We start from the raw sequence: 20,222 nt of genomic DNA, 5'->3' as shown, positions 1-20,222 counted from the left end.
GCGCCTTACACAGGTGTTAAGTCTTGTGAGCGACAAAAAGATAAAAAGGCCCGCGATAGCGGACCTCTTCATATCAACTCTTGGCCGAAAATGCGTGCCGCCTAGTCTCGGCCGCTCACACTTTTTTGCCAAAACTGCTTGGATAAGCCACTGGTTTTACTTGAAAGGCGTGACATACGGGCACCCAACTGCTCGGCCTCCCGGGATTGGTTGAGCACGGCTTCTGCAAGTTCATTGATGGTTTGCAGCGAGTCACTGATACTGCCTGCGGCACTGGACTGCTCTGTCATGGCATGGGCACTGTGGTCGGAAAGAGATTTGATGGTATTGATGGCGCCTTCCAGCGCGCCAAAGGCCTGCTGAACCTGTCCAAGTCTTGCTGCCAATGTCTTAAGCTGCTGCTGACTGTTGTCCAGATTGGCTTCGGCCCTCGCCGTACTGGACTGGAATTTACGCACTATGCCTTCTATCTGTCCGGTTGACTCACCGGTACGTCCTGAAAGCTGCCGCACTTCATCGGCCACCACGGCAAAACCACGTCCGGACTCACCGGCACGGGCCGCCTCGATTGCCGCATTGAGGGCGAGCAGATTGGTTTGCTCAGCTATGGTGCCAATGACTTCAAGCACCTGATTGATGGCCTGGCTGTCGCTGGCAATCTCACGCACAACGGCATCGCACAGACTCATTTGGTGCTGTAGCTGCTGCATGGCCAGTTCGACCTCCGCCAGCTGCTGTTGCCCAAGCCCCATGGCACTTTGGCATTGTTCCACATCGCTGACCACGGCCAGTGTATGTTCTTTGACTTCGGCAAAACTCACGTGCAGTTCTTCCACCGCAGCGGCGGCCTGCTGGGTTTGCTGACGCTGACCGTCGGCCCGTTCGGCGCTGCGGGCGATGGCATCAAGCAGATCATTGCTTTGGTTCGCCATGGTCTCGGTGGAATCTGCCATCCGCCCCATCACACCGCCGGTTTCATTGGTCATAAAGCGCATGGCCAGCATGAGGTCACCAATTTCATCCCGCCGACCTGTATAAACCGCTCTGGCCACGGGGTCCTGAATAATACTGCGAGCCTCACTGGCAAGCTCTCGAAGCGGCGCCAATAAGCTACGGCAACCCAAGAGGGCAATGGGCAACAGCAGTAACACCAACCAAAGAGACCACTGTGCGGCAACGGCCGATACTCCCAGCATCAGGGCCATCCACAGCATGAGTTTGCCACACACACCAAAGCGACTATCTCTGAGTATTGCGGGCTGAGGATCTTTCACCAACTCGGCATACAAGGACTCGGCGCGCTCCCGGTGCTTGGCGTTCACCTTGCGGCGCACCGACTGGTATTCGTGGACTTCGCCATCTTCATACACGGGGGTGACATACGCATCGACCCAGTAATAGTCCCCGTTCTTGCAGCGGTTTTTCACCAACCCCATCCAGGGGCGCCCTTCGCGAATGCGACTCCAGAGCATCTTGAATGCAGCGGGTGGCATATCGGGGTGGCGGATGAGATTGTGCGGCTCATGCACCAGTTCCTCTTCCCGGAAACCGGCAATATTGCAGAAGTCCTGATTGACGTACTTGATACGCCCTTTCAGATCCGTGGTTGACAGAATGATGGCCTCGTTGTCGAGCTCCACTTCCCTGAGGGTGACGGGTTGGTTGTTGCGCATCTTTTATTCTTGTTGGCCAATTGATGCGCAAGATTTTGACCGTTTAACGCCTGTATTAAATTGATGCAGTGCAAAGAAAGTCGCAATCAGGTAATGGTTTATTGATCTGCCGCACATTTGCCAAAAACAAAAAGCGCTAGTCAATGAATGCTAAAAATATCCATTGATATACAGATAGTTAAACTTTAAACACCGGCTTTCAGCCTGTTATTGCGACAAAAACTCCCCGACAAAGCCCAGCCAGGCTTTGGGGTGCCAGGGCAATCTCCAGCCCCCGTCGACCTGCGCTCACATGCATCTGTGCCAACGCCTCAGCGCTGATATCTATGAGAGTGGGCAAAGGCTTTTTCTGCCCCAGCGGACTTATGCCCCCCAGCAGATAACCGCTGGAACGCTCTGCGGCCGTCGGGTTTGCCATCACCAACTTCTTTTGTCCCAGGGCCTTGGCAGCCAGTTTAAGGTTCAGCTGCTTTGCTACCGGCACCAAGGCCACGGCGATGGGGGCAGACTTTTCGTCAAGCGCCACCATCAGGGTTTTGAAGACCAATTCGGGGGCGAGCCCCAATTTATCGGCGGCCTCCATACCGTAGGATGGCGCACGGCTATCGTGCTCATATTCGAGCACTGAAAACGGGATCCCGGCTTTTTCGGCCTGTTTAATTGCTGGAGTCATGGGCATAACTGATTGGGAGTTTTCTCCAGTGTGCCACCCTGATTGCGGTGGGTAAATCCACAGGGAAGCTAAAGCCTGTGAATGGGCGCTGTGTGCCAAAGTGCAAGAATCACCATGTGACCCAAACACGCTTTCCTGCAAGTGTTTGCGAAAAACCAAGCCCGCATTCTGCTGTTACCGCACCAAACTAGCTGACCTGGCTCAGCTCCAGGCCATTATGAAATGCAACCCGATCACGCCCTGATTGTTTGGCATGGTAAAGCGCTGAATCGGCCCGCTCCAGGATTTGTAACCAGCTTTGATCCCGTTCACGTCGCTGAGCCACACCTATGCTGATGGTCAACGCGACTCTGTCTTGTCCAAGGGTAACGGGCTCGCTTTGAATTTTTAACCTTAACCGATTGGCCAATTTTCGAGTGCACTCATGGTCACTTCCGGGTAAGAGGATCACAAATTCTTCACCGCCAAAGCGGAACAGGTAGTCGTAGCCACGCAGTAATAAGGCACAGGTGTTGGTGACATGCTTGAGCGCCTCATCGCCGTCAACGTGGCCATAGGTGTCGTTGATCTTCTTGAAATGGTCTATATCCAGCACCAGGAGCCCCAGCTCGGAGGAGGTGCGGGCGCTGCGCTCAAACTCACGCACGGCAATGTCATTCAGGGCGCGACGATTGAACCAGCCGGTAAGGGGGTCTATGGTGGTGAGTTGCCTCAGCTCAAGCTCCTGGCGGCGAATCACCATCATGGCGCAGGCCATGGTGCCCAGACTTAAAAAGACGAAAATCGCCAGCGTACCCGAGGTTTGGAAAAACTGGCTCCCGGCGTAGGTCAGGTTCATATCTGAGGTTGTGCCAAGGATCAGAGTGCGCAATAACAATTGCAGCAAAAACAACAGCTCCAACACCAACAGTGGCATGCACGCCAATCTCAGCTCCCTGCCGCCGTAACGCCAGAGTACGGAAATGGTCAGGCTGTTGATGAGCATCAGCAGTGGGAAAAACAGCAACAGACGGTTAGCGACGGATGCCTGCACCCAAGGTAAGAGGTGCACTGCCGCAATGACGAGGGCCAACCCCACACCAAATTGCCAGTGGGTTTTCAGGCCGAAGTAACGCCTCACCCCCACCAGAAGGGCACAGTGTCCGGCAAAATAGAAGGCGTTGGTAAGTACCGGTGCCACCCAAAATGGCTGCTCAGAGTGAAACACCAACACCGTCAAGCCATTGGTTGCGAAAAAACACAATCCGGCAAAGGACCAGTCAAGCAGGCTGTACTCTCTTGGGCTGGCGATAAAGAGCCCCAGCAGGCTAATGGTCATCATGGCACTGGCAAAGGCCGTTGCTATGTGAAGGGTGTAAGCGTCCATTCTCACTCTCTCTTTTGTGTACTGCGGCTATTGAGGTCGCAGTACCCTATCAGGCGTTATGGCCACATCTTACCCCAGCCGTACTGGCAAACTCCAATAAGCTTGGCGATACATGCCACTGCAGCAAGCCACATCCCAACACACATGGCAGTGAAGGCCACAGCGTGTTCAGGGTTTGAGCTTGATATACAGCTCGCCTTCACGGATCTCTATGTCTTCAACCCCGTCAGCAAAGGCATTCCAGAAACCACTGTCACCGAACTCGCTCACCAGATTCACCTGCTTCATATTACCTAGCCAGGCATTGGGAAGGGGGACGCCCATCAGACTCACCCCAACCAGGGCCACCACAGGACGGCGACGCTGATCCAAATGGATATCCAGCCCCGCATTCACCCTCAGGGTTTCACCGGCCATGATGGGAAAGTCTCTGGGAATGGGGATGAGCAGTTTGGCACTGGCGAGGTTGTCTGAAAAATCAATCGCCAGTCGCTCGGCGAACTCCGGGCTGCGGCCAATCATGGCATTGACCTCTTTTTCGCTGAAAGTCACCTGCCGATCACCATCATGCTCGCGGTAGGGTTCGGGAGTCAGGTCCGAGTCTCCCCGTTGGGCATTGCCTTGCCTGTCTCTATTTGATGGCCGTTGACTATCCCAACCCAGGGTGTCCAGCTTGGCCTCGAGTTTCTTTTCCTCTTTGGCGCTCAGAGTCACAGGGGTGAATGGGCTTGGGAAAATATAGCTACGGATAATCACAAAACTGGTCACGACCGTCAGTAACATCACGGCCAAAATAATGAGCAGTACCTGTGCGCCACTGAAGCCACGTTTATCTGCGCTGGTTCTTGTATTCATCCACTTGTCCCCTATCGTCTTTGCCCGGGATGTTACCGCCCTGACGCTCGAAAGGACAGCACCACGAATGGCGAGACGAGTCAATCACGCTGCCGTTTCGCCTTCCATTAAATTCTTCTAATATTATTATTTTCGGTTTATGCTGAATATCTTTAATGATGCGGGGAAGAATTCATGACATCCAAACTAATCGGGGCTCTTGGCCTTTGGCTGATAGCCACCCATGGTGCCCAGGCGACAACGGCACCCGCCATGCCACCACAGGCAGCACTTTGCGGCAGTTGCCACGGCTCCCAGGGCCTGGGAGTAGAACCGCTGGGACCGCGTCTGGCGGGATTGTCTAGCGAGTATATTCAAAAGCAAATCAAAGATTTTCAATCTTCAAAGCGGCAAAACCCCACCATGAGGCCCATGGCCATGACGCTGCAGGGCGATGCCTTGATAGCCCAGGTCGCGGACTATTTTGCGGCGCAAGCCGTACCCAGCGTCAGCATTCAGCGCCGCGGTGAGGAAGTGACATTCCAGGATAGCGCAGAGCGACTTGCCTACCAGGGAGATTGGTCCCGTGAGCTACCGGCCTGTGTCACCTGCCATGGCCCATCGGGCATCGGCGCTGGCACCTTCCCCCGTCTTGCCGGACAACAAGCCAGCTACCTCAAGAGTCAGCTACTGGCATGGCAGTCAGGAACGCGTCAGGGTGACAGTGACGGCATGATGGCCAATGTTGCCAATAAGCTCTCGGCGGCGGAAATTGACGCCATAGCCCACTATTTTGCCAACCTGAAGTAAGGATGCCCGCCATGAAACCTGCACTGATGTTGATGCTGGGCGCCGCTGCGGTGACAGCCGCCCATGCACAGTCCCCTGACACCAGCCTGCCCGATCGCCAGGCACAGCTACCCTCATCTCCAAAACTCGAGGGCCAGGAATATCTCATCCCAAGACCACTGGACAGCATTCCTCAGGGTACCTTTGGCGATAAAGTACGCCTCGGTTATCAGTTATTTGTGAATACCCAGCAGCTGCGGGGTAAGTATGTTGGCAACGAGCTCAACTGCGTAAATTGCCATATGGATGCGGGCCGCAAACCCAATGCCTCGCCAATCTGGGGGGCCTTTTTCGCCTATCCGGCGTACCGCAAGAAAAACGACAAGGTCAACAGCTTTGAAGAGCGCATACAGGGCTGCTTTACCTATTCCATGAATGGCAAAGCACCACCTTCCGGCAGTCCTGAACTGGTTGCCATGTCGGCCTATGCCTATTGGCTGGGAATGGGTGGCCTGATGGATCAATACGGTGTGGCCGGTGAGGTGCCTGAACTGGCCGATGCCGAGCTGTTAAAGGGCGGTAAACGCGAAGATTTTCCAGCGCCAGATGCCATCAAGACGGTATTGACGGTGGACGCCCGCGCCAACCTGCCCGGTCGTGGTTACCCTGCCATTCCAAAACCTGAAATGCCATACGATCCCAGCCGTGGAGCCTTGGTGTATCAGGCACACTGCCAATCCTGCCACGGCGCCGACGGTCAGGGGCAGGCCATGGCTGGCGTCTATGCCTTGCCGCCCCTGTGGGGACCGCAAAGTTTTAACTGGGGAGCGGGCATGCACAGGGTCAACACGGCGGCTTTTTTCATCTCTGAAAATATGCCGCTTGGAAAGAGTGTGCAGCTGACACCTCAGCAGGCCTGGGATGTGGCGGCCTTTATCAACGCCAAGGAGCGTCCCCAGGATCCTCGTTTCGAGGGCAATCTGGACGCAACCAAGTCTCGCTACCACAAGCACGATGGTTACTACGGCACGAGTCAGGATGGAGTCTTGCTTGGCAAAGAGGCCTTCCCGGTGTTTCCTGCGGCAAAATAGCAGTAAGGGAATATGAGACTGCCCCTGCCGACAAGGCCAGGCAGGGGCTTAAGTCCTCAAGTGGAACAAGGCCCTTGATGTTGGCTCTAGAGAACTACACTTTAGGAGTAGCCATTCTGGGCCCCCTAATCGATGACACTATTGTCCAGGCCACACTCCATAATGTAAGCGCCAATCCGGGTTGAATTCATGCTCAGAAGCCGAATGAAACAATACCTCACCTTCTTCAGCCTGTTGCTGCTCGCCAGCTCCCTGTCGGCAAACGGACAGCCCGGTCAGTCGGTAAGGGTGTGCAGTCTCAATCTGGCACCCCAGACCATGCTGAATGAGCAGGGGCAGCCCGACGGTTATGCAGTGAAGATTCTGGAAGCCATAGCGGCGCGGCTTAATTGGCGGCTCAGCATTCAATACTACCCCTGGGTCAGGGTGGTACACCTGGCGCAGCAGGGCGACTGCGACATAGTGCTGACGGTGCTGATGCGCGAAGATTATGCCCAATACATGGCGTTTCCAGCCGAGCCCATACTGATGCAAAGGAACGTGATAGCCGTGAGGAAGGGCAGCCACATGCAGTACGACGGCAACATGGCCAATTTTGTCCGTAAACACAGCATTGCCATGTATCGGGACAAAGCCATTAACGATGAGTTTCAACAGTATCGGGATGCGCCCTGGGCCAATATTCAGCTGACCAAGGATGCTGAAACCAACTTCAAAATGCTGTTGCTGAACAGAGTGGAGGCCGTGTTCGAGAATGACCTGACAGCCATTATGGTACTCAAGAAATTAAACCAGCTCGAACAGGTGACCCTGTTACACCCGCCGCTGAATGAGACACCCGCCTATATTACGTTCCCCAAAGCGGGCAAATTGGCGCACAGTACAGCCCTATTTGATAAAGCCATGGCCGATTTCAAACAAACCCAAACATACCAGGCCTTGCAGATGGAGTATTTGGGGACATCCGAACCGGACTCATCTGTCAAACAGCCTTAATAAAGCGGGCAATGTGCTCATAGGTCCGCAAACACTCTTCGGCCACCAGATCGTGAAGCAGCATGTAGGCGTGGATCATATCCTCCAGCCCGTGATGCTCTACCTTTACACCCGCGCACTGTAACGCCTCGGCATAGGCCCGGCCTTCATCCCGCAGCGGATCGCAGCCAGCGGTAAAAATCAGCGTTTCAGGCAGTCCTGATCCTATACGGCCGTGCAGTGGCGACGCCGCTCTGACCTTTTCAGTATCCAGGGCTGCATCCTGAAAATATTGCTCGAAATACCATTTCACTCTTGGCGTCTCCAATAAGAAGCCTGCACCGTTGCTCTCGTAAGAGGCGCTCGCCATGGTGTAATCCACGCTGGGATAAATCAGAATTTGCTTGCGAATATCGAGGGTCGGATCCGCCAGACTGCGCTCACTGAGGCTGGTGCAAATGGCGCCACCTGCACTGTCACCCATGATGCAGGGACCGGCGATAAAGGCAACATCCTCCAACACTTCGGCGTAGTGGCGCAGGGCATGCTCGCAATCCTCCAACCCCGCAGGATAGGGATATTCAGGCGCCAAACGGTACTCAACACTTATCACCACACATTGGGCTGTGCTTGCCAACTGGCGGCAGATGGGGTCGTATAGCGCCACGCTGCCGCACATATGGCCACCACCGTGAAAGTGCACCACCACAGGCAAGGCACTGTGCGGCGCTGGACTGTATACCCGCGCAGCTATAATTCGGCCATCCAGTTGCCAGGCTTTGTCGGCGATGTAGTTCACCTCGGGTTTACAGGTCATAAAGGCGGCGAGCTTATTCAGATTTTCCCTCAGCAGCGCCGGAGTGAACTGAATGTTTTGCTCCCTCACCAGAGCAATGTTGTGATTGGCCTGGGTCAGAAACTCCGCCAGCTTTGCTGACGCCTTGCCACGTGGAGAGTCTTGCATGCTTACTCCTTGGGTTTTCCGGTTTCAGGGAGAAAATAGCTGCCAACAAAGACGGTGGCGCTCAGCAGAGTAATAAGAACAAAAGAGGCGAAATAGCTGCCCTGATTCATGTCCACCAACTTGCCAAAAAGCCACAGCACTATGGTGGAAATGAGATAACTGATGGACCAGAAGAGGCTGAAAATCACAGTGATTTTTTGCCCTGTCATCTTTGGCAACTCGTGGGGAATGCTGACAAGGGCAGTCACCGGCAAAAAGATACAAAAACCCAGGACTATGGCGCACAGGGTTTGCAGCCAGGGTTCGGTGCCAAAGGATAAGCCCAGCACAGTGATAAAAATCACCAGCCCGCTCATCCGGATGATGGGCAGCCGAAGGGGCTGTTTGCGGCTGTAGAGAATACCAGCAACAGTGCCGAGAATGCCAAAGCCTATCACCCACTTGCTTTGGCTGATCCCCGCCTGGGGATAGAAGGTAAACAGGCAAATATAAAAAGACAGCAGTCCCGAATAGGTTAAGGCATAAGCCCAGTTAAAGCTGTCCTTCAAGCCGTCGAGATAACTGTAATGGCTTGCCTCTTGGGTTTGCGCTCCAGCAACTGGCTGCTCGCGGTCGAACTTCACCATCAGCCACAGCAGTGCCAGCACCAGACTCGCCAAAGAAAACACCAGCAAACTCTGCTGCCAACCGCCGGTAATGGCATTGATGGCAGGCATGCCCCAAAGCACGATTGCGGTGCCCACATTAAAGGCCACCGCGTTCAACCCGTTAATAACCGGGCGCTCTTCGGGGGCAAACCAGTGCATCACTATGGGATTGAAATACACAATCATAAAGGCGCCGCCAAGCCCCATAAGAAAACGACTGACCAGGAGCACATCGTAGTTGGGGGCGTAAGGCGTCACTATGCCGGTGACTATCAACAGTGCCGCCACCAAAAAGGCGTATTTCACCCCGAACTTCAAAGTCAGGTAAGCCGCGGCAAAGGTGCCGACAATCTTTGCCAGGGTCACGGCGCCGCTCAGTAAACTCGCCGAGGCGAAGCTCTCGATATGCATCGAGGCCATTATCTGGTCCATGCTCGCGGTGCCGCCAACCCATGCCATGGCAAATAATACGTAGCTGGTAAAAACCAGACCTTCCACCAGATATTTATGGGTTATTTTCATAGGCGTAATGGCTCAAAACCTGAGATGAATATTGGGGGCTAGGTTATCTGATGGAGGGGGATAAAGAAGTACTACCTTAGTGCACCGCAATAAGATCAAGCCTTTAACAATCGGCCTGCCTGGTGTAGCTTGGCTGGGTATTGGAACATCATTCTGGGGTTTATTTTGCTGGCTTGGCTGTCTGTTGATACCTGGTGGATCAGCGTTATTTCAATCGCCTATTTGGCCGTGCTCTTTATTGTTGCTCAGTGGGGGCAAAACCAGCCCTTCGGCCAGTGGCGAAAAAGACCCTGGGTGTACAGCCTGTCATTGGGAGTCTGCTGTACCTCCTGGGCCTTTTACGGCACGGTCGGCCAGGCTGCCACCACAGGTGCATGGTTGGCGCCTATTTATATCGGCTCCATTGTCTGCCTGGTGCTGGCCTGGCCTATGTTGATGCGCACCCTGCACATAGTGAAAAGCCAGAACCTCACCTCCATCGCCGACTTCATTGCCTGCCGCTTCGACCGCTCACCCAAAATTGCTGCCAGTGTGGCCATGGTGTCGCTGCTGGGCACCATTCCTTACATCGCCCTGCAACTTCGGGCCATCAGCACCAGTTTTGATCTGCTGACCGGTACTTTCCAGTCTGGGATAAGCACGGCGTTTATCGTTACCATTGTGCTGATTATCTTCAGTATTTTATTTGGTACCCGCCAGTTATCGGCAAGCAAACAAAATCAGGGGCTGGTGCTGGCCATCGCTTTCAGCTCCGTGGTGAAACTGCTGGCGCTGACGACTGTGGGCATCTTTGCCACCTTTTATATTTTCGACGGCTTCAGCGATCTCCTTACCCGGGGGCAAGCGCTCCCCACCAGTAAAGATGCCAACTCCCTCTATTTTGTGCTGTCGCAAATCCTGCTGGGGGCCATCACCATCTATGCCCTACCCCAGGAATTCCACATGATGATGATTGAGAATCATCATGCCAAAGAGCTCAAATCAGCCCGTTGGATGGTGCCTCTGTATCTGCTGCTGATGAATGCCTTTATTCTGCCCATTGCCCTGGCTGGCCAGTTGAGTTTTCCCGGCGGCAGTGTGGATGCCGATACCTATGTACTCACCCTGCCGCTGTTTTACCAGCAGGCCTGGCTGGGGGTACTGGTGTATCTCGGCGGCCTCGCTGCGGCAACCGCCATGGTGATTGTGGCCGCCATTGTACTGAGCACCATGATTTCCACCGAGATCCTGACTCCCCTGCTGCTTCGCCTGCCCAGATTCAGCTCCCAGCAAACGCCACAGCTCGCTGGTATTCTGCTGAACCTGCGCCGAATCGCCATTGCCGCCATCCTGTTATCGGCCTTTGCCTTCGAGCGCTACATAGACCAACAAAATCACCTCGCCAGCATAGGCCTCCTGTCTTTTGTGCTGCTGTCGCAATTTGCCCCCGCCGCCATTGGCGCGCTGTACTGGCGCAGGGCCAATACCCAGGGTGCCTTTTGGGGCATGTTACTGGGCAGCCTGGTATGGCTCTATACCCTGCTGCTACCCGCCACTTTCCCCGATGCCAACTGGGTTATCCATGGCCCCTGGCACATCGGTTGGCTGGCCCCCCATGCCCTCTTTGGTCTTAATGGCCTGGATAACATCAGCCATGGCCTCTTCTACAGCCTGCTGGTGAATATTGGCAGCTTCGTGCTTATCTCCCATTTCAGGGAGCAGAGTGTGGGCGAACTTTTGCAGGCCGATGTGTTTGTAAACCGCAAGCAGTTGCAGCTGGAGCGCCACCTGTCCGTCAGCGATCTGGCCAGCCTGCTGCATCGCTTTATCAATAAAGAAGAAGCGGATGCTCTGATGGCCAAAGCCAGGCAATTGGGCTCTGAGCTATCGTCCCGCCGCGAAGAACTGGTGGATTACACCCGGCTGAAACTCTCCGGTGTACTGGGGTCAGCCTCAACCCGCATGGTGATGAACGCCGCGTCCCGCGCCCAGCAAGTACCGCTGGAGGATGTAGTCAGCATTGTCGATGAAGCCAACCAGATATTTGAATTCAACCGTGAACTGCTGCAATCGGGGGTGGAAAACATCGAGCAGGGTATCAGCGTGGTCGATGCCGATATGCGCCTGGTGGCCTGGAACAAGCGTTATATTGAGCTCCTTGATTACCCCAAAGATTATGTAAAAGCGGGCATTCCAATCGAGAAGCTGCTGCGCTACAACATAGAACGCGGCATCATAGTCGGTGACGAAGCCCACGAACTGGTGGAAAAACGCCTCGCCCATATGCGCAGCGGCAGCCCCCATCATTTTCAGCGCACCATGCACGATGGCAGGGTATTGGAAATCCGCGGCCAGGCCATGCCGGGTGGCGGCTTTGTCAGTACTTTCAGCGACATCACCGCCCATATTCAGGCCGAAAAAGCACTGCAGCAGGCCAACGAGACGCTGGAGAAACGGGTCGAAAGCCGTACCCGGGAGCTCGCCAAGGCCAAGGCCGAAGCCGAAGCCGCCAACAGCAGCAAAACCCGCTTTTTGGCGGCCGCCAGCCACGACCTGATGCAACCTTTTAATGCACTCACCCTGTTCACCGAGATGCTGAAACAAAGAGTAACCTCCACCGAACTTCAGGATTTGGCGACCCATATTGAAGACTCCCTCAATGTGGTGGAAAGTCTGCTGTCGGATTTGGTGGAAATCTCCCGCCTCGACAGCAGCAGCTTGAAAACCGAACAGAGCCAATTTGCCATCGACGACTTACTCTCGACGCTGGTTAACGAATTCAGAGTGTTATCCAAACAGCAGGGGATTGAGTTTGGCTATCAGTTTTCATCCTGCTTCGTACAGAGCGACCAACGCCTGCTGCGGCGCATCATTCAAAATTTCCTCTCCAACGCCTTTCACTACTCCCCTGCCGGCGCCCTGAATCAAATTCAGTCGGCAACACGTGTAAAGCTGGAAGGCGGAGAATCACTTACCAGTGATGTTGAATTTATGCCCAGGGTAGTGCTGGGAGTGCGCAGACGTCAGGACAGCCTGCTCATTCAGGTATGGGATAATGGCCCGGGGATCCCGGCGGAAAAACAGCAGGCAATTTTTGGTGAATTTGAACGCCTTGAGCAAACCCGGGAAATACCCGGACTCGGCCTTGGTCTTGCGATTTGTGACCGCATAGCCAAGCTGCTTGGGATCCGGATTTACCTGCATTCTGAGCTTGGCAAGGGGACCTGTTTCAGCGTGGAAGTACCGCGGATAAGGCAGCAAAAGCCTGCCGGCAATGTGGTCAAACTGCGGCGCGACGACGAAGCCATAGGCGACAGCTTCGATATTCAGGTGTTGGTTATCGACAACGATGAACTGATGTTAAAAGCCATCTCTTCACTGCTGCTGGGGTGGGGTTGTAAGGTACTGACAGCCAGAGATAAAGCGAGTGCATTGGCACAGCTTGAAGTATCTAAGCCGCCCAGACTCATTCTTGCGGATTATCACCTCGATGATGACCAAAACGGGGTTTCGCTGGTGCAAAGCCTGCTTGAACATCCAAGGCTTTTGCAGGCGCGCCCCACCTGCATCATCTGCTCGGCTGACCCTTCAGAGGCCGTTCGGCAGCACACCAGCAGCGCCAACTTCGGCTTTGTGCGTAAACCGGTTAAAGCCACCGCACTTAAGCGCTTGATTAAGCAGCTGTCGTGAGCCATTGCATCGGCTTGATGCAGGATTGATTAACGCGTCTCAGCACGGGGCGTACCGCCAAGCACAATCAAAAACAGCGGCCTTATGCCGCTGTTTTGATTGCGCATTTTTATCGACTCACGCGGTTTACTCAGGCCGTCGCCGTCTGCTTGTCGCTGCTGGTGATCATCAATTGCTGAAACACCAGCCCTGCCTGGGTGCGATTGTAAACTTCCAGTTTCAACAGGATGGCCGACACATGCTTTTTGACCGTGGTTTCCTTGATATTGAGATCGTAAGCAATTTGCTTATTAAGCTGGCCATTGGCAATGCTGGCAAGCACTGTGTATTGCTGTGGCGTCAGCTGGGCAAGTTGTTTGGCCAGTCGCTGATGCTCTGCCGCCGTCTGTTGGTCGACATTGATATCTGTGTTATCAGGCAACCACACCTCACCGTCCAGCACTGTGCCTATGGCATCGGCTATTTGATTGAGGTTGGCCGACTTGGGAATAAAGGCGCTGGCGCCCAGGTTAATAGCCTTGCGAATGATGTCGGGCTGATCGTCCGATGACACCATAATCACTACGATATCGGGGAAATGGTTCTGCAACAGAGTTAATCCGGTAAACCCTTCATTGCCAGGCATATGCAGGTCAAGAAATACCAGTTCAATATCGGGATGACTTTCAATGACCCGGATGAGCTCCTGAAAGTTTTCGGCCTCCAATACCTCTGCCGTATTCACATTTTTGAGCACTGCCTGAGTTAATGCTGCGCGAAATAGTGGGTGGTCATCTGCGATTGCCACTTTTATTTGAGACATAATCCACTCCCTTTATTTTTAACCCAGTTTAATACCACCAAAAATTAATTCCAGACAAACCTGTTCTGCCTCAACAAATAACCGACCCATAAGAGTCGGTTATTTATTGGATAGTCACGCACTAAATTCTAGAAACTGTATCCTAAGGTGAGTGAAATGGTTTCCGGATCGCCGTAATAGCCAATTAATGTATTGTCACCACCCAACCCCGGAATATAGCCACCGTTACCATCCGGCGTTACGAAGGCATAGTTACCCACCATGTATTCTTCATCGGTGATGTTTTTCCAGTGTAATCCGGCAGTCCAGTGACCATCGTTGCTGTACCAATTCAGACCCAGATTCAGCAGGCCATAACCGTCCTGACTCAGGAGGTTATCCACCACCGCCAGGTCATAGTCGCTGCGGTAGTAGTAGTTTCCGTTGGCCACAAAGCTGCCAAAATCCGTGTCAATGTTGTAGCTGAAGCCCACATTGGCCGTGGTATCCGGGGTGTTGGTGATGGTGTAGGTGTCACTGATATCGATTTGATTTCCATCAGCATCATAAGAAATTACTTCATCGAAGCTGGCATCGATAAGACCCAGGCTGGCGAACAGGTGCAGTGATTCGGTGGCCGCATATTCCAGTTCAAGCTCCAGACCCGATGCAGTGGAGGTACCAATGTTGCCCAGACGCTGATTGAGGTCAGCCGCATCTTCACCGGGTAATACGGTCACGAACTGACGATCTTTATGGTTCAGGTAAAACGCCGTGGCGTTGATGCGCAGATTATTGTTCCACTCGCTTTTCACGCCCACTTCAAATGAATCAACCACTTCTGGATCAACTGCCGGCTCTGGGCCGGTTGCCCTTGGATTAAAGGTACCCGACTTGAAGCCCTGAGAATAACTGGCGTAGAACATCATATCGTCGTTCAGCTGGTACTCGACCCCAACCCTGGGAGTAAATCTCGACCAGGTTTCTTCATCGTCGAGTACCTTGGGGATACTGGCTTGAATCTGTGCCTCGTCACGCACATAGCCCGGGTACCAACCCGTCTCTGGATAAATGCTGTCGAAAATAATCCCGTTGTAAACGGTGGCATCCTTGGTCTCGCGGGTGTAACGGGCACCCAGGGTGAGTGACAACTTGTCGGTGATATCGTATGAGCCCTGAGCATAGGCGGCATAGCTTTCGCTGTTGTTGCAGCCACTGACTTCTCGGGTCAGGCCACCATATACCTTGAAAGCCTCTTCGAGAATGGCATCAAACACGCCGCAGGAGTCGCCTTTAAAGTAATACAGGCCTGACACCAGCTTAAGATTTTCACCATTAAAGTTTGCCTGAAACTCCTGACTGAACTGCTCGTCGTCATAAATGGCGGGCACGTCGAAGATACGCAGGCTGGTGTTGTCAAAGTCGATGTTGGTGGGCGAGTAGCTCTCACGGGATGAGGTCACTGACTTGAGGGTCCAGTCGTCATTCAGACCATACTCCAGCGTCAGTCCCCAACCTTCGGTTTCCACCTTGTTCCAGGTGGGCATGCTGGTATAGGAGTCGTACTTGCTGTCGGGCACAGGCGCATCGGTGAGCAAGCTGGGCAGAACACGATAGCCCCCTTTGGCGTTGGAATCGTCCTCAGTTTTGTCATAGGTCAGACGCATAAAGAGTGCATCTGTAGGGGTATATTCCAGGCTGATGCGGCCAGCCATCAGATCTTTATTATAGTTTTCAGCATCTTGATTGTTCAGTGCCGAGGTAACAAAGTCACCGTAGCCATCGCGGCTTAAACTGGCCACCGCAAAACCAAAATAGAGTTTATCGTCAACCAAGGGGTACTGACCGGCGACCTTGAAATCACGCTGTGCGTAGCTGCCGACGGTGGCGTTAAGGCTCAGCTCGGCATCACCGCTCATCTTCCTGGTCACGTACTTCACCGCGCCGCCAATGGTGTTTTTACCATAGAGGGTGCCCTGCGGGCCGCGCAGCACTTCAATACGCTGTACATCAAGGATATCCAACACTGCCCCCTGAGGGCGGGCAACATACACATCATCAATATAGATACCAACACCGGGCTCATAGCCCCAGAGTGGGTCTTCCTGGCCCACACCACGAATAAAAGCAGTCAGCGTTGAATTGGTGCCCCGGCTTGCCTGCAAGGTGGTGTTGGGGGAAAACTGCTGAATTTCGGTCATCACACTGATACCGTTTTCGGCCAGATCGGCGGCGCTGACCGAGGTCACGGCAACGGGGACATTCTGCAGACTTTCCACGGTTTTGCGCGCGGAAACCTCAATGCGTTCCAAGGTGGCTTGCTTCTCCCCTGCGCTATTTTCATCTTCGGCAACGGCATATTGTGCTGCCAATGCAGATGAGATAGCTAAAGCAATGCAACTCATTTTAATCGTGTTCTGTTTCATACAGAGTTCCCGTTGTAGTATTTATTTTTAAAGGTTGGTACTTACTGCTATTTAAGTTCACATCGACTCTATAGCAGTTCCTTAAAAATTAAATCGGTACTATAGTAGTATGTGTTTACAACCAGTTGTTTTTAAATTAATTAAACTAAAAAACTATCATTCGGCTATCGATAAAATTTCAAAATCATATCGAATTAAAAACCACTTAAAAAGAGATTTATAAACCGGACAAACAACCCATCTGGAAATTATTTATTTCAATCCGTCTATAATCCCCAAGACCGAATAATTTCATCCATGCTGCTGATTGGGGCCTTCAATAAAAAGTCCCCCTCTTTTCCGCCATTAGTTATTGCCGGATTCACCGAAATACCATGGCCCATGTTATTAATCTCCACCAAATCCACTAAGGGCTGCCCCTTGGTATCGGTCCAGCGACTGATCCGATAATCGGTAAATTCTTCAACCTTGGGTGCTGCCTCTACACCGGATAACTGCAGCCACTGCGCCGCCAAACTCCGGGCATTCTGTGGGTGCACCACCGCATCTGTTGTGCCTGTCCAGATGCTGAGTGTCGGCCAGGAGGCTTGATCTGGATGTAACTTGCGCACAAAGCTCACAAGTTCCCCTGTGGATTCCGCCGGCCCTTTTTTCATACAGGAAATGGCTTTGGTCAGGTTATCGGCACAGGGATAAGGCAGACCTGCTATCACAGCACCGGCAGTGAAAAAGTCGGGATAATTAACAAGTGCCGCACTGGCCATTGCGCCGCCGGCAGATAGGCCCACCAGATACACACGTTTGGCGCCAGTAGTGGCCTGTGCCTGAGTAATCATGTTTTTAAGCGATAGCATTTCGCCGCTGTCAACCTGGGTATCCTGAGCTGAAAACCAGTTAAAACAGCGTTTTACGTTATTATCAAAACTCTGCTGAGGCACAAGCACGGCAAATTGCTTCTCTTGGGCAAGGCCAGTTAACCCGCTGTTATCGGCAAGCTCGATACCATCCTGCACGCAGCCGTGAAGCAGCACCACCAGAGCACTGCCGGGGTTGGTTGCAGGCGTGTAGATTGACGCCGTTAATGCTCCGGGATTGGCACCAAAGTCGTTAACCGGCTCGAAGGCCCGTGCTGAAGCATGGGCGGCAACAGTGAGTGACAGGCTACTTGCTAAAATGGTCGCAGCCTTGAGCGCCAACGAAGAGACTTTGAACATAAAACAGGCTCCAACGGAGAAATACAGACACTGCAAACTTGCGTAATTTGCACCCGGCTGGCAATGGCACTTTAGAACCAGACTGTCGCCCCTGAGACAGGCTCTTGGACGCAGACTCTGAAGCTGACAACCGATTTTCAGGCTTACGCGCTCTGAAAGCACATCTCAGGCACATGCTCAGGCACCACCAGTTCTCCGGCGGTCAGCTTGATAATCTCTTCCACACTCACACCGGGGGCCCGCTCAAGCAGATGGAATTTCCCGTCTTTGATTTCGATAAAGGCAAGATCGGTTAGCACCTTCTTGATACAGCCTTTACCGGTCAGCGGCAGGCTGCATTGGGTAAGCAGCTTGGATTCACCCTGTTTCGAGGCGTGGGTCATGGTCACTATGATGTTATCGGCGCCCGCCACCAAATCCATGGCACCGCCCATCCCCTTGATGAGTTTCCCCGGGATCATGTAGGAGGCGATATTGCCCTGGGTATCCACTTCGAAGGCGCCGAGCACGGTTAAGTCCACATGGCCGCCACGGATCATGGCGAATGACTCGGCGGAGTCAAACAGGGCCGCACCGGTCGCCATGGTCACGGTTTGCTTGCCCGCATTGATAAGGTCGGGGTCGACTTCATCCTCAGTGGGGAAAGGTCCCATGCCCAGCAAGCCGTTTTCCGACTGCAGCATGACTTCTATCCCCTCGGGAATGTAGTTAGCCACCAGGGTGGGAATGCCTATGCCGAGGTTGACGTAATAGCCGTCCTTGAGTTCCTGTGCGACACGCTGGGCGAGTTGTTCTCTGGAAAGTGCCATGGTGAACTCCTATTTACCGTGTGAAGAGGGACGGATGGTGAGCTGCTCGATGCGCTTCTCGAAACTGCCCTGGATCAGCCTGTCGACGTAAATGCCTGGGGTATGGATTTCATCGGGATCCAGCTCGCCGGGCGCGACAATTTGTTCCACTTCCACCACAGTTATCTTGCCAGCCATGGCTGCCAAAGGATTGAAATTACGCGCTGTTTTACGAAATACCAGGTTGCCATAGGTATCGGCTTTCCAGGCTTTGACCAGGGCAAAGTCGCCCTTGATGGACTCCTCGAGAATGTACTGCCGGCCATTGAATTCCTTCACTTCCTTGCCCACGGCCACCTCTGTGCCAAAGCCCGTTGCCGTGTAAAAAGCCGGTATACCGGCACCGGCTGCACGCATTTTTTCCGCCAGTGTGCCCTGGGGTGTCAGCTCAACTTCCAGTTCGCCCGACATCATTTGCGCTTCAAAGTTGGTATTTTCTCCCACGTAAGAGGCCACCATCTTCTTGATTTGTTTATCCAGAAGCAAAATGCCAAGGCCGTATTCGGTTGTGCCGCAGTTGTTTGACACCACGGTGAGGTTTCGCGTGCCCTTGCGTTTGATTTCTTTGATGAGATTTTCAGGGATACCGCAAAGGCCAAAGCCTCCGGCTATCACTGTCATCCCGTCTTCGAGTCCGGCCAACGCCTGTGCGTAACTGGTAACGACCTTATTCAATCCCGCCACAATCTGCTCTCTTACCCTCGGTGATGTGTGGCGCTTACTATCACCCAATTTTCAGGGTCGGCCTATGGTACTAAGGTCCCAAATAAATGCCGGGCCTGTTGCTCTATTCTGGGGGCATCAATCGCAAGTCTGCCGGCCCGGGCGCCCGCGCCCTGCGCGCGAAAAACTCCGGCCTGGCGGCCTTGCATTACATGCACAGAGTAACGGGAGACACCAGTAATGTCGGGTGGACAAAGGAGTTTAGAAGGCAAGGTTGGGCTTATCACAGGCTCCACCAGTGGGATTGGCCTGGCCACGGCTCAGGTACTGGCCGAGCAGGGTTGCAACCTGATATTGCATGGGCTGTTGCCTGAGGATGAAGGGCAATCTATGGCGGCCGACTTTGCGGCGCAGTACCGCATTCGCACCTTTTTCAGCAATGCAGACTTACGCCAGCCAGAGAGCATCCATCGCTTTATGGCAGAAGGCACAAAAGCACTCGGCAGCATCGACATTCTTATCAACAATGCCGGGATTCAGCACACCGACTCAGTGGCCAGTTTCCCGATTGAAAAATGGAACGATATCATTGCGATAAATCTGTCTTCAGCCTTTCACACCATGCAACAGGCCGTACCCGCCATGGCGCAAAAGCGCTGGGGCCGGATCATCAATATCGCCTCGGTGCACGGCTTGGTGGCATCGGTGAACAAGGCCGCCTATTGCGCCGCCAAGCACGGTATTGTGGGCCTGACCAAGGTGGTTGCCATCGAGTGCGCCGAGCAGGGCATTACCGTCAATGCCATCTGCCCCGGCTGGGTTGATACCCCTCTCATCAATAAGCAGATAGAAGCCGTCGCCAACACTAAGGGGCTGGACTATCACGAAGCCAGATACCAATTGGTGACAGCCAAACAGCCGCTGCCGGAAATGCTCGACCCCAGGCAAATAGGTGAATTTGCGCTGTTCCTCTGTGGTGATGCTGCCCGCGGCATCACAGGGGCTTCACTCGCCATGGACGGGGGCTGGACGGCCCAGTAACCGCGGTCAGGTCAGCAAGAGGCCGGGGCATTGGCACTGGAGTGCC

At 53.7% G+C, this 20,222-nt stretch carries 16 protein-coding genes; 5 read left to right on the top strand and 11 right to left on the bottom strand.

Translation table 11 applies throughout. The features are described from left to right. Positions 1-101 precede the first annotated feature (101 nt). The 4 genes from SAMA_RS02840 to SAMA_RS02825 form a co-directional block, all read right to left on the bottom strand. Entirely contained in the window at positions 102-1,673 is a 1,572-nt protein-coding gene (locus SAMA_RS02840) for a methyl-accepting chemotaxis protein (protein ID WP_011758652.1), read from the bottom strand. Positions 1,674-1,872: 199 nt separating this feature from the next. Further along, entirely contained in the window at positions 1,873-2,346 is a 474-nt protein-coding gene (gene ybaK / locus SAMA_RS02835) for a Cys-tRNA(Pro) deacylase (protein ID WP_011758651.1), read from the bottom strand. Positions 2,347-2,533: 187 nt separating this feature from the next. Continuing rightward, positions 2,534-3,712, bottom strand: a complete 1,179-nt coding sequence (locus SAMA_RS19080; protein WP_011758650.1) for a GGDEF domain-containing protein — start codon at positions 3,710-3,712, stop codon at positions 2,534-2,536. 168 nt (positions 3,713-3,880) lie between these two features. After that, the gene (locus SAMA_RS02825; protein WP_011758649.1) at positions 3,881-4,567 is read right to left on the bottom strand and encodes a hypothetical protein; all 687 of its coding nucleotides are present in this window, start codon (positions 4,565-4,567) and stop codon (positions 3,881-3,883) included. A 174-nt stretch (positions 4,568-4,741) separates the two neighbouring features. On the opposite strand from SAMA_RS02825, the gene SAMA_RS02820 reads away from it, so the two are divergent. The 3 genes from SAMA_RS02820 (at position 4,742) to SAMA_RS02810 (ending at position 7,422) form a co-directional block, all read left to right on the top strand. Then, positions 4,742-5,356, top strand: a complete 615-nt coding sequence (locus SAMA_RS02820; protein WP_011758648.1) for a c-type cytochrome — start codon at positions 4,742-4,744, stop codon at positions 5,354-5,356. 11 nt (positions 5,357-5,367) lie between these two features. Then, a complete protein-coding gene (locus SAMA_RS02815) occupies positions 5,368-6,426 on the top strand; it encodes a c-type cytochrome (protein WP_011758647.1) in 1,059 nt (352 codons plus the stop codon). A 204-nt stretch (positions 6,427-6,630) separates the two neighbouring features. After that, positions 6,631-7,422 (top strand): substrate-binding periplasmic protein, encoded by a 792-nt coding sequence (locus SAMA_RS02810; protein WP_157608293.1) that lies wholly within the window; start codon positions 6,631-6,633, stop codon positions 7,420-7,422. Here the strand turns inward: SAMA_RS02810 and SAMA_RS02805 are convergent. Together SAMA_RS02805 and SAMA_RS02800 are read right to left on the bottom strand one after the other, a co-directional pair. Further along, positions 7,409-8,365 (bottom strand): alpha/beta hydrolase, encoded by a 957-nt coding sequence (locus SAMA_RS02805; RefSeq protein WP_011758645.1) that lies wholly within the window; start codon positions 8,363-8,365, stop codon positions 7,409-7,411. The two genes, SAMA_RS02810 and SAMA_RS02805, sit on opposite strands and share 14 nt — an antisense overlap. A gap of 2 nt (positions 8,366-8,367) precedes the next feature. Beyond that, positions 8,368-9,534, bottom strand: a complete 1,167-nt coding sequence (locus SAMA_RS02800; protein ID WP_011758644.1) for an MFS transporter — start codon at positions 9,532-9,534, stop codon at positions 8,368-8,370. A gap of 165 nt (positions 9,535-9,699) precedes the next feature. On the opposite strand from SAMA_RS02800, the gene SAMA_RS02795 reads away from it, so the two are divergent. Next, a complete protein-coding gene (locus SAMA_RS02795) occupies positions 9,700-13,203 on the top strand; it encodes a hybrid sensor histidine kinase/response regulator (RefSeq protein WP_049757771.1) in 3,504 nt (1,167 codons plus the stop codon). 130 nt (positions 13,204-13,333) lie between these two features. Here the strand turns inward: SAMA_RS02795 and SAMA_RS02790 are convergent, their stop codons facing one another. The 5 genes from SAMA_RS02790 to SAMA_RS02770 all read right to left on the bottom strand — a co-directional run bounded on the left by SAMA_RS02790 (position 13,334) and on the right by SAMA_RS02770 (position 19,156). Then, entirely contained in the window at positions 13,334-14,005 is a 672-nt protein-coding gene (locus SAMA_RS02790) for a response regulator transcription factor (RefSeq protein ID WP_011758642.1), read from the bottom strand. Between the two features lie 128 nt (positions 14,006-14,133). Next, complete coding sequence (locus SAMA_RS02785) at positions 14,134-16,410, bottom strand: TonB-dependent receptor (protein WP_011758641.1); 2,277 nt, start codon at positions 16,408-16,410, stop codon at positions 14,134-14,136. Positions 16,411-16,676: 266 nt separating this feature from the next. Next, on the bottom strand, positions 16,677-17,624 hold the full coding sequence (locus SAMA_RS02780; protein WP_011758640.1) for an extracellular catalytic domain type 1 short-chain-length polyhydroxyalkanoate depolymerase: 948 nt from the start codon (positions 17,622-17,624) through the stop codon (positions 16,677-16,679). Between the two features lie 143 nt (positions 17,625-17,767). After that, entirely contained in the window at positions 17,768-18,433 is a 666-nt protein-coding gene (locus SAMA_RS02775) for a CoA transferase subunit B (protein WP_011758639.1), read from the bottom strand. Positions 18,434-18,442: 9 nt separating this feature from the next. Then, positions 18,443-19,156 (bottom strand): CoA transferase subunit A, encoded by a 714-nt coding sequence (locus SAMA_RS02770; RefSeq protein ID WP_041409653.1) that lies wholly within the window; start codon positions 19,154-19,156, stop codon positions 18,443-18,445. A gap of 219 nt (positions 19,157-19,375) precedes the next feature. Here SAMA_RS02770 and SAMA_RS02765 point away from each other — a divergent pair, with 219 nt between their 5' ends. Next, positions 19,376-20,176: a 3-hydroxybutyrate dehydrogenase gene (locus tag SAMA_RS02765; RefSeq protein ID WP_011758637.1), complete on the top strand. Its 801-nt coding sequence runs from the start codon at positions 19,376-19,378 to the stop codon at positions 20,174-20,176. The last annotated feature ends 46 nt before the right edge of the window (positions 20,177-20,222 follow it).

Origin of the sequence: Shewanella amazonensis SB2B, assembly GCF_000015245.1 — a bacterium.
Classification (GTDB): Bacteria; Pseudomonadota; Gammaproteobacteria; order Enterobacterales; family Shewanellaceae; genus Shewanella; species Shewanella amazonensis.
Note: the sequence above shows the minus strand (reverse complement) of the source record. Positions and strands in the feature narration are given on the sequence as shown.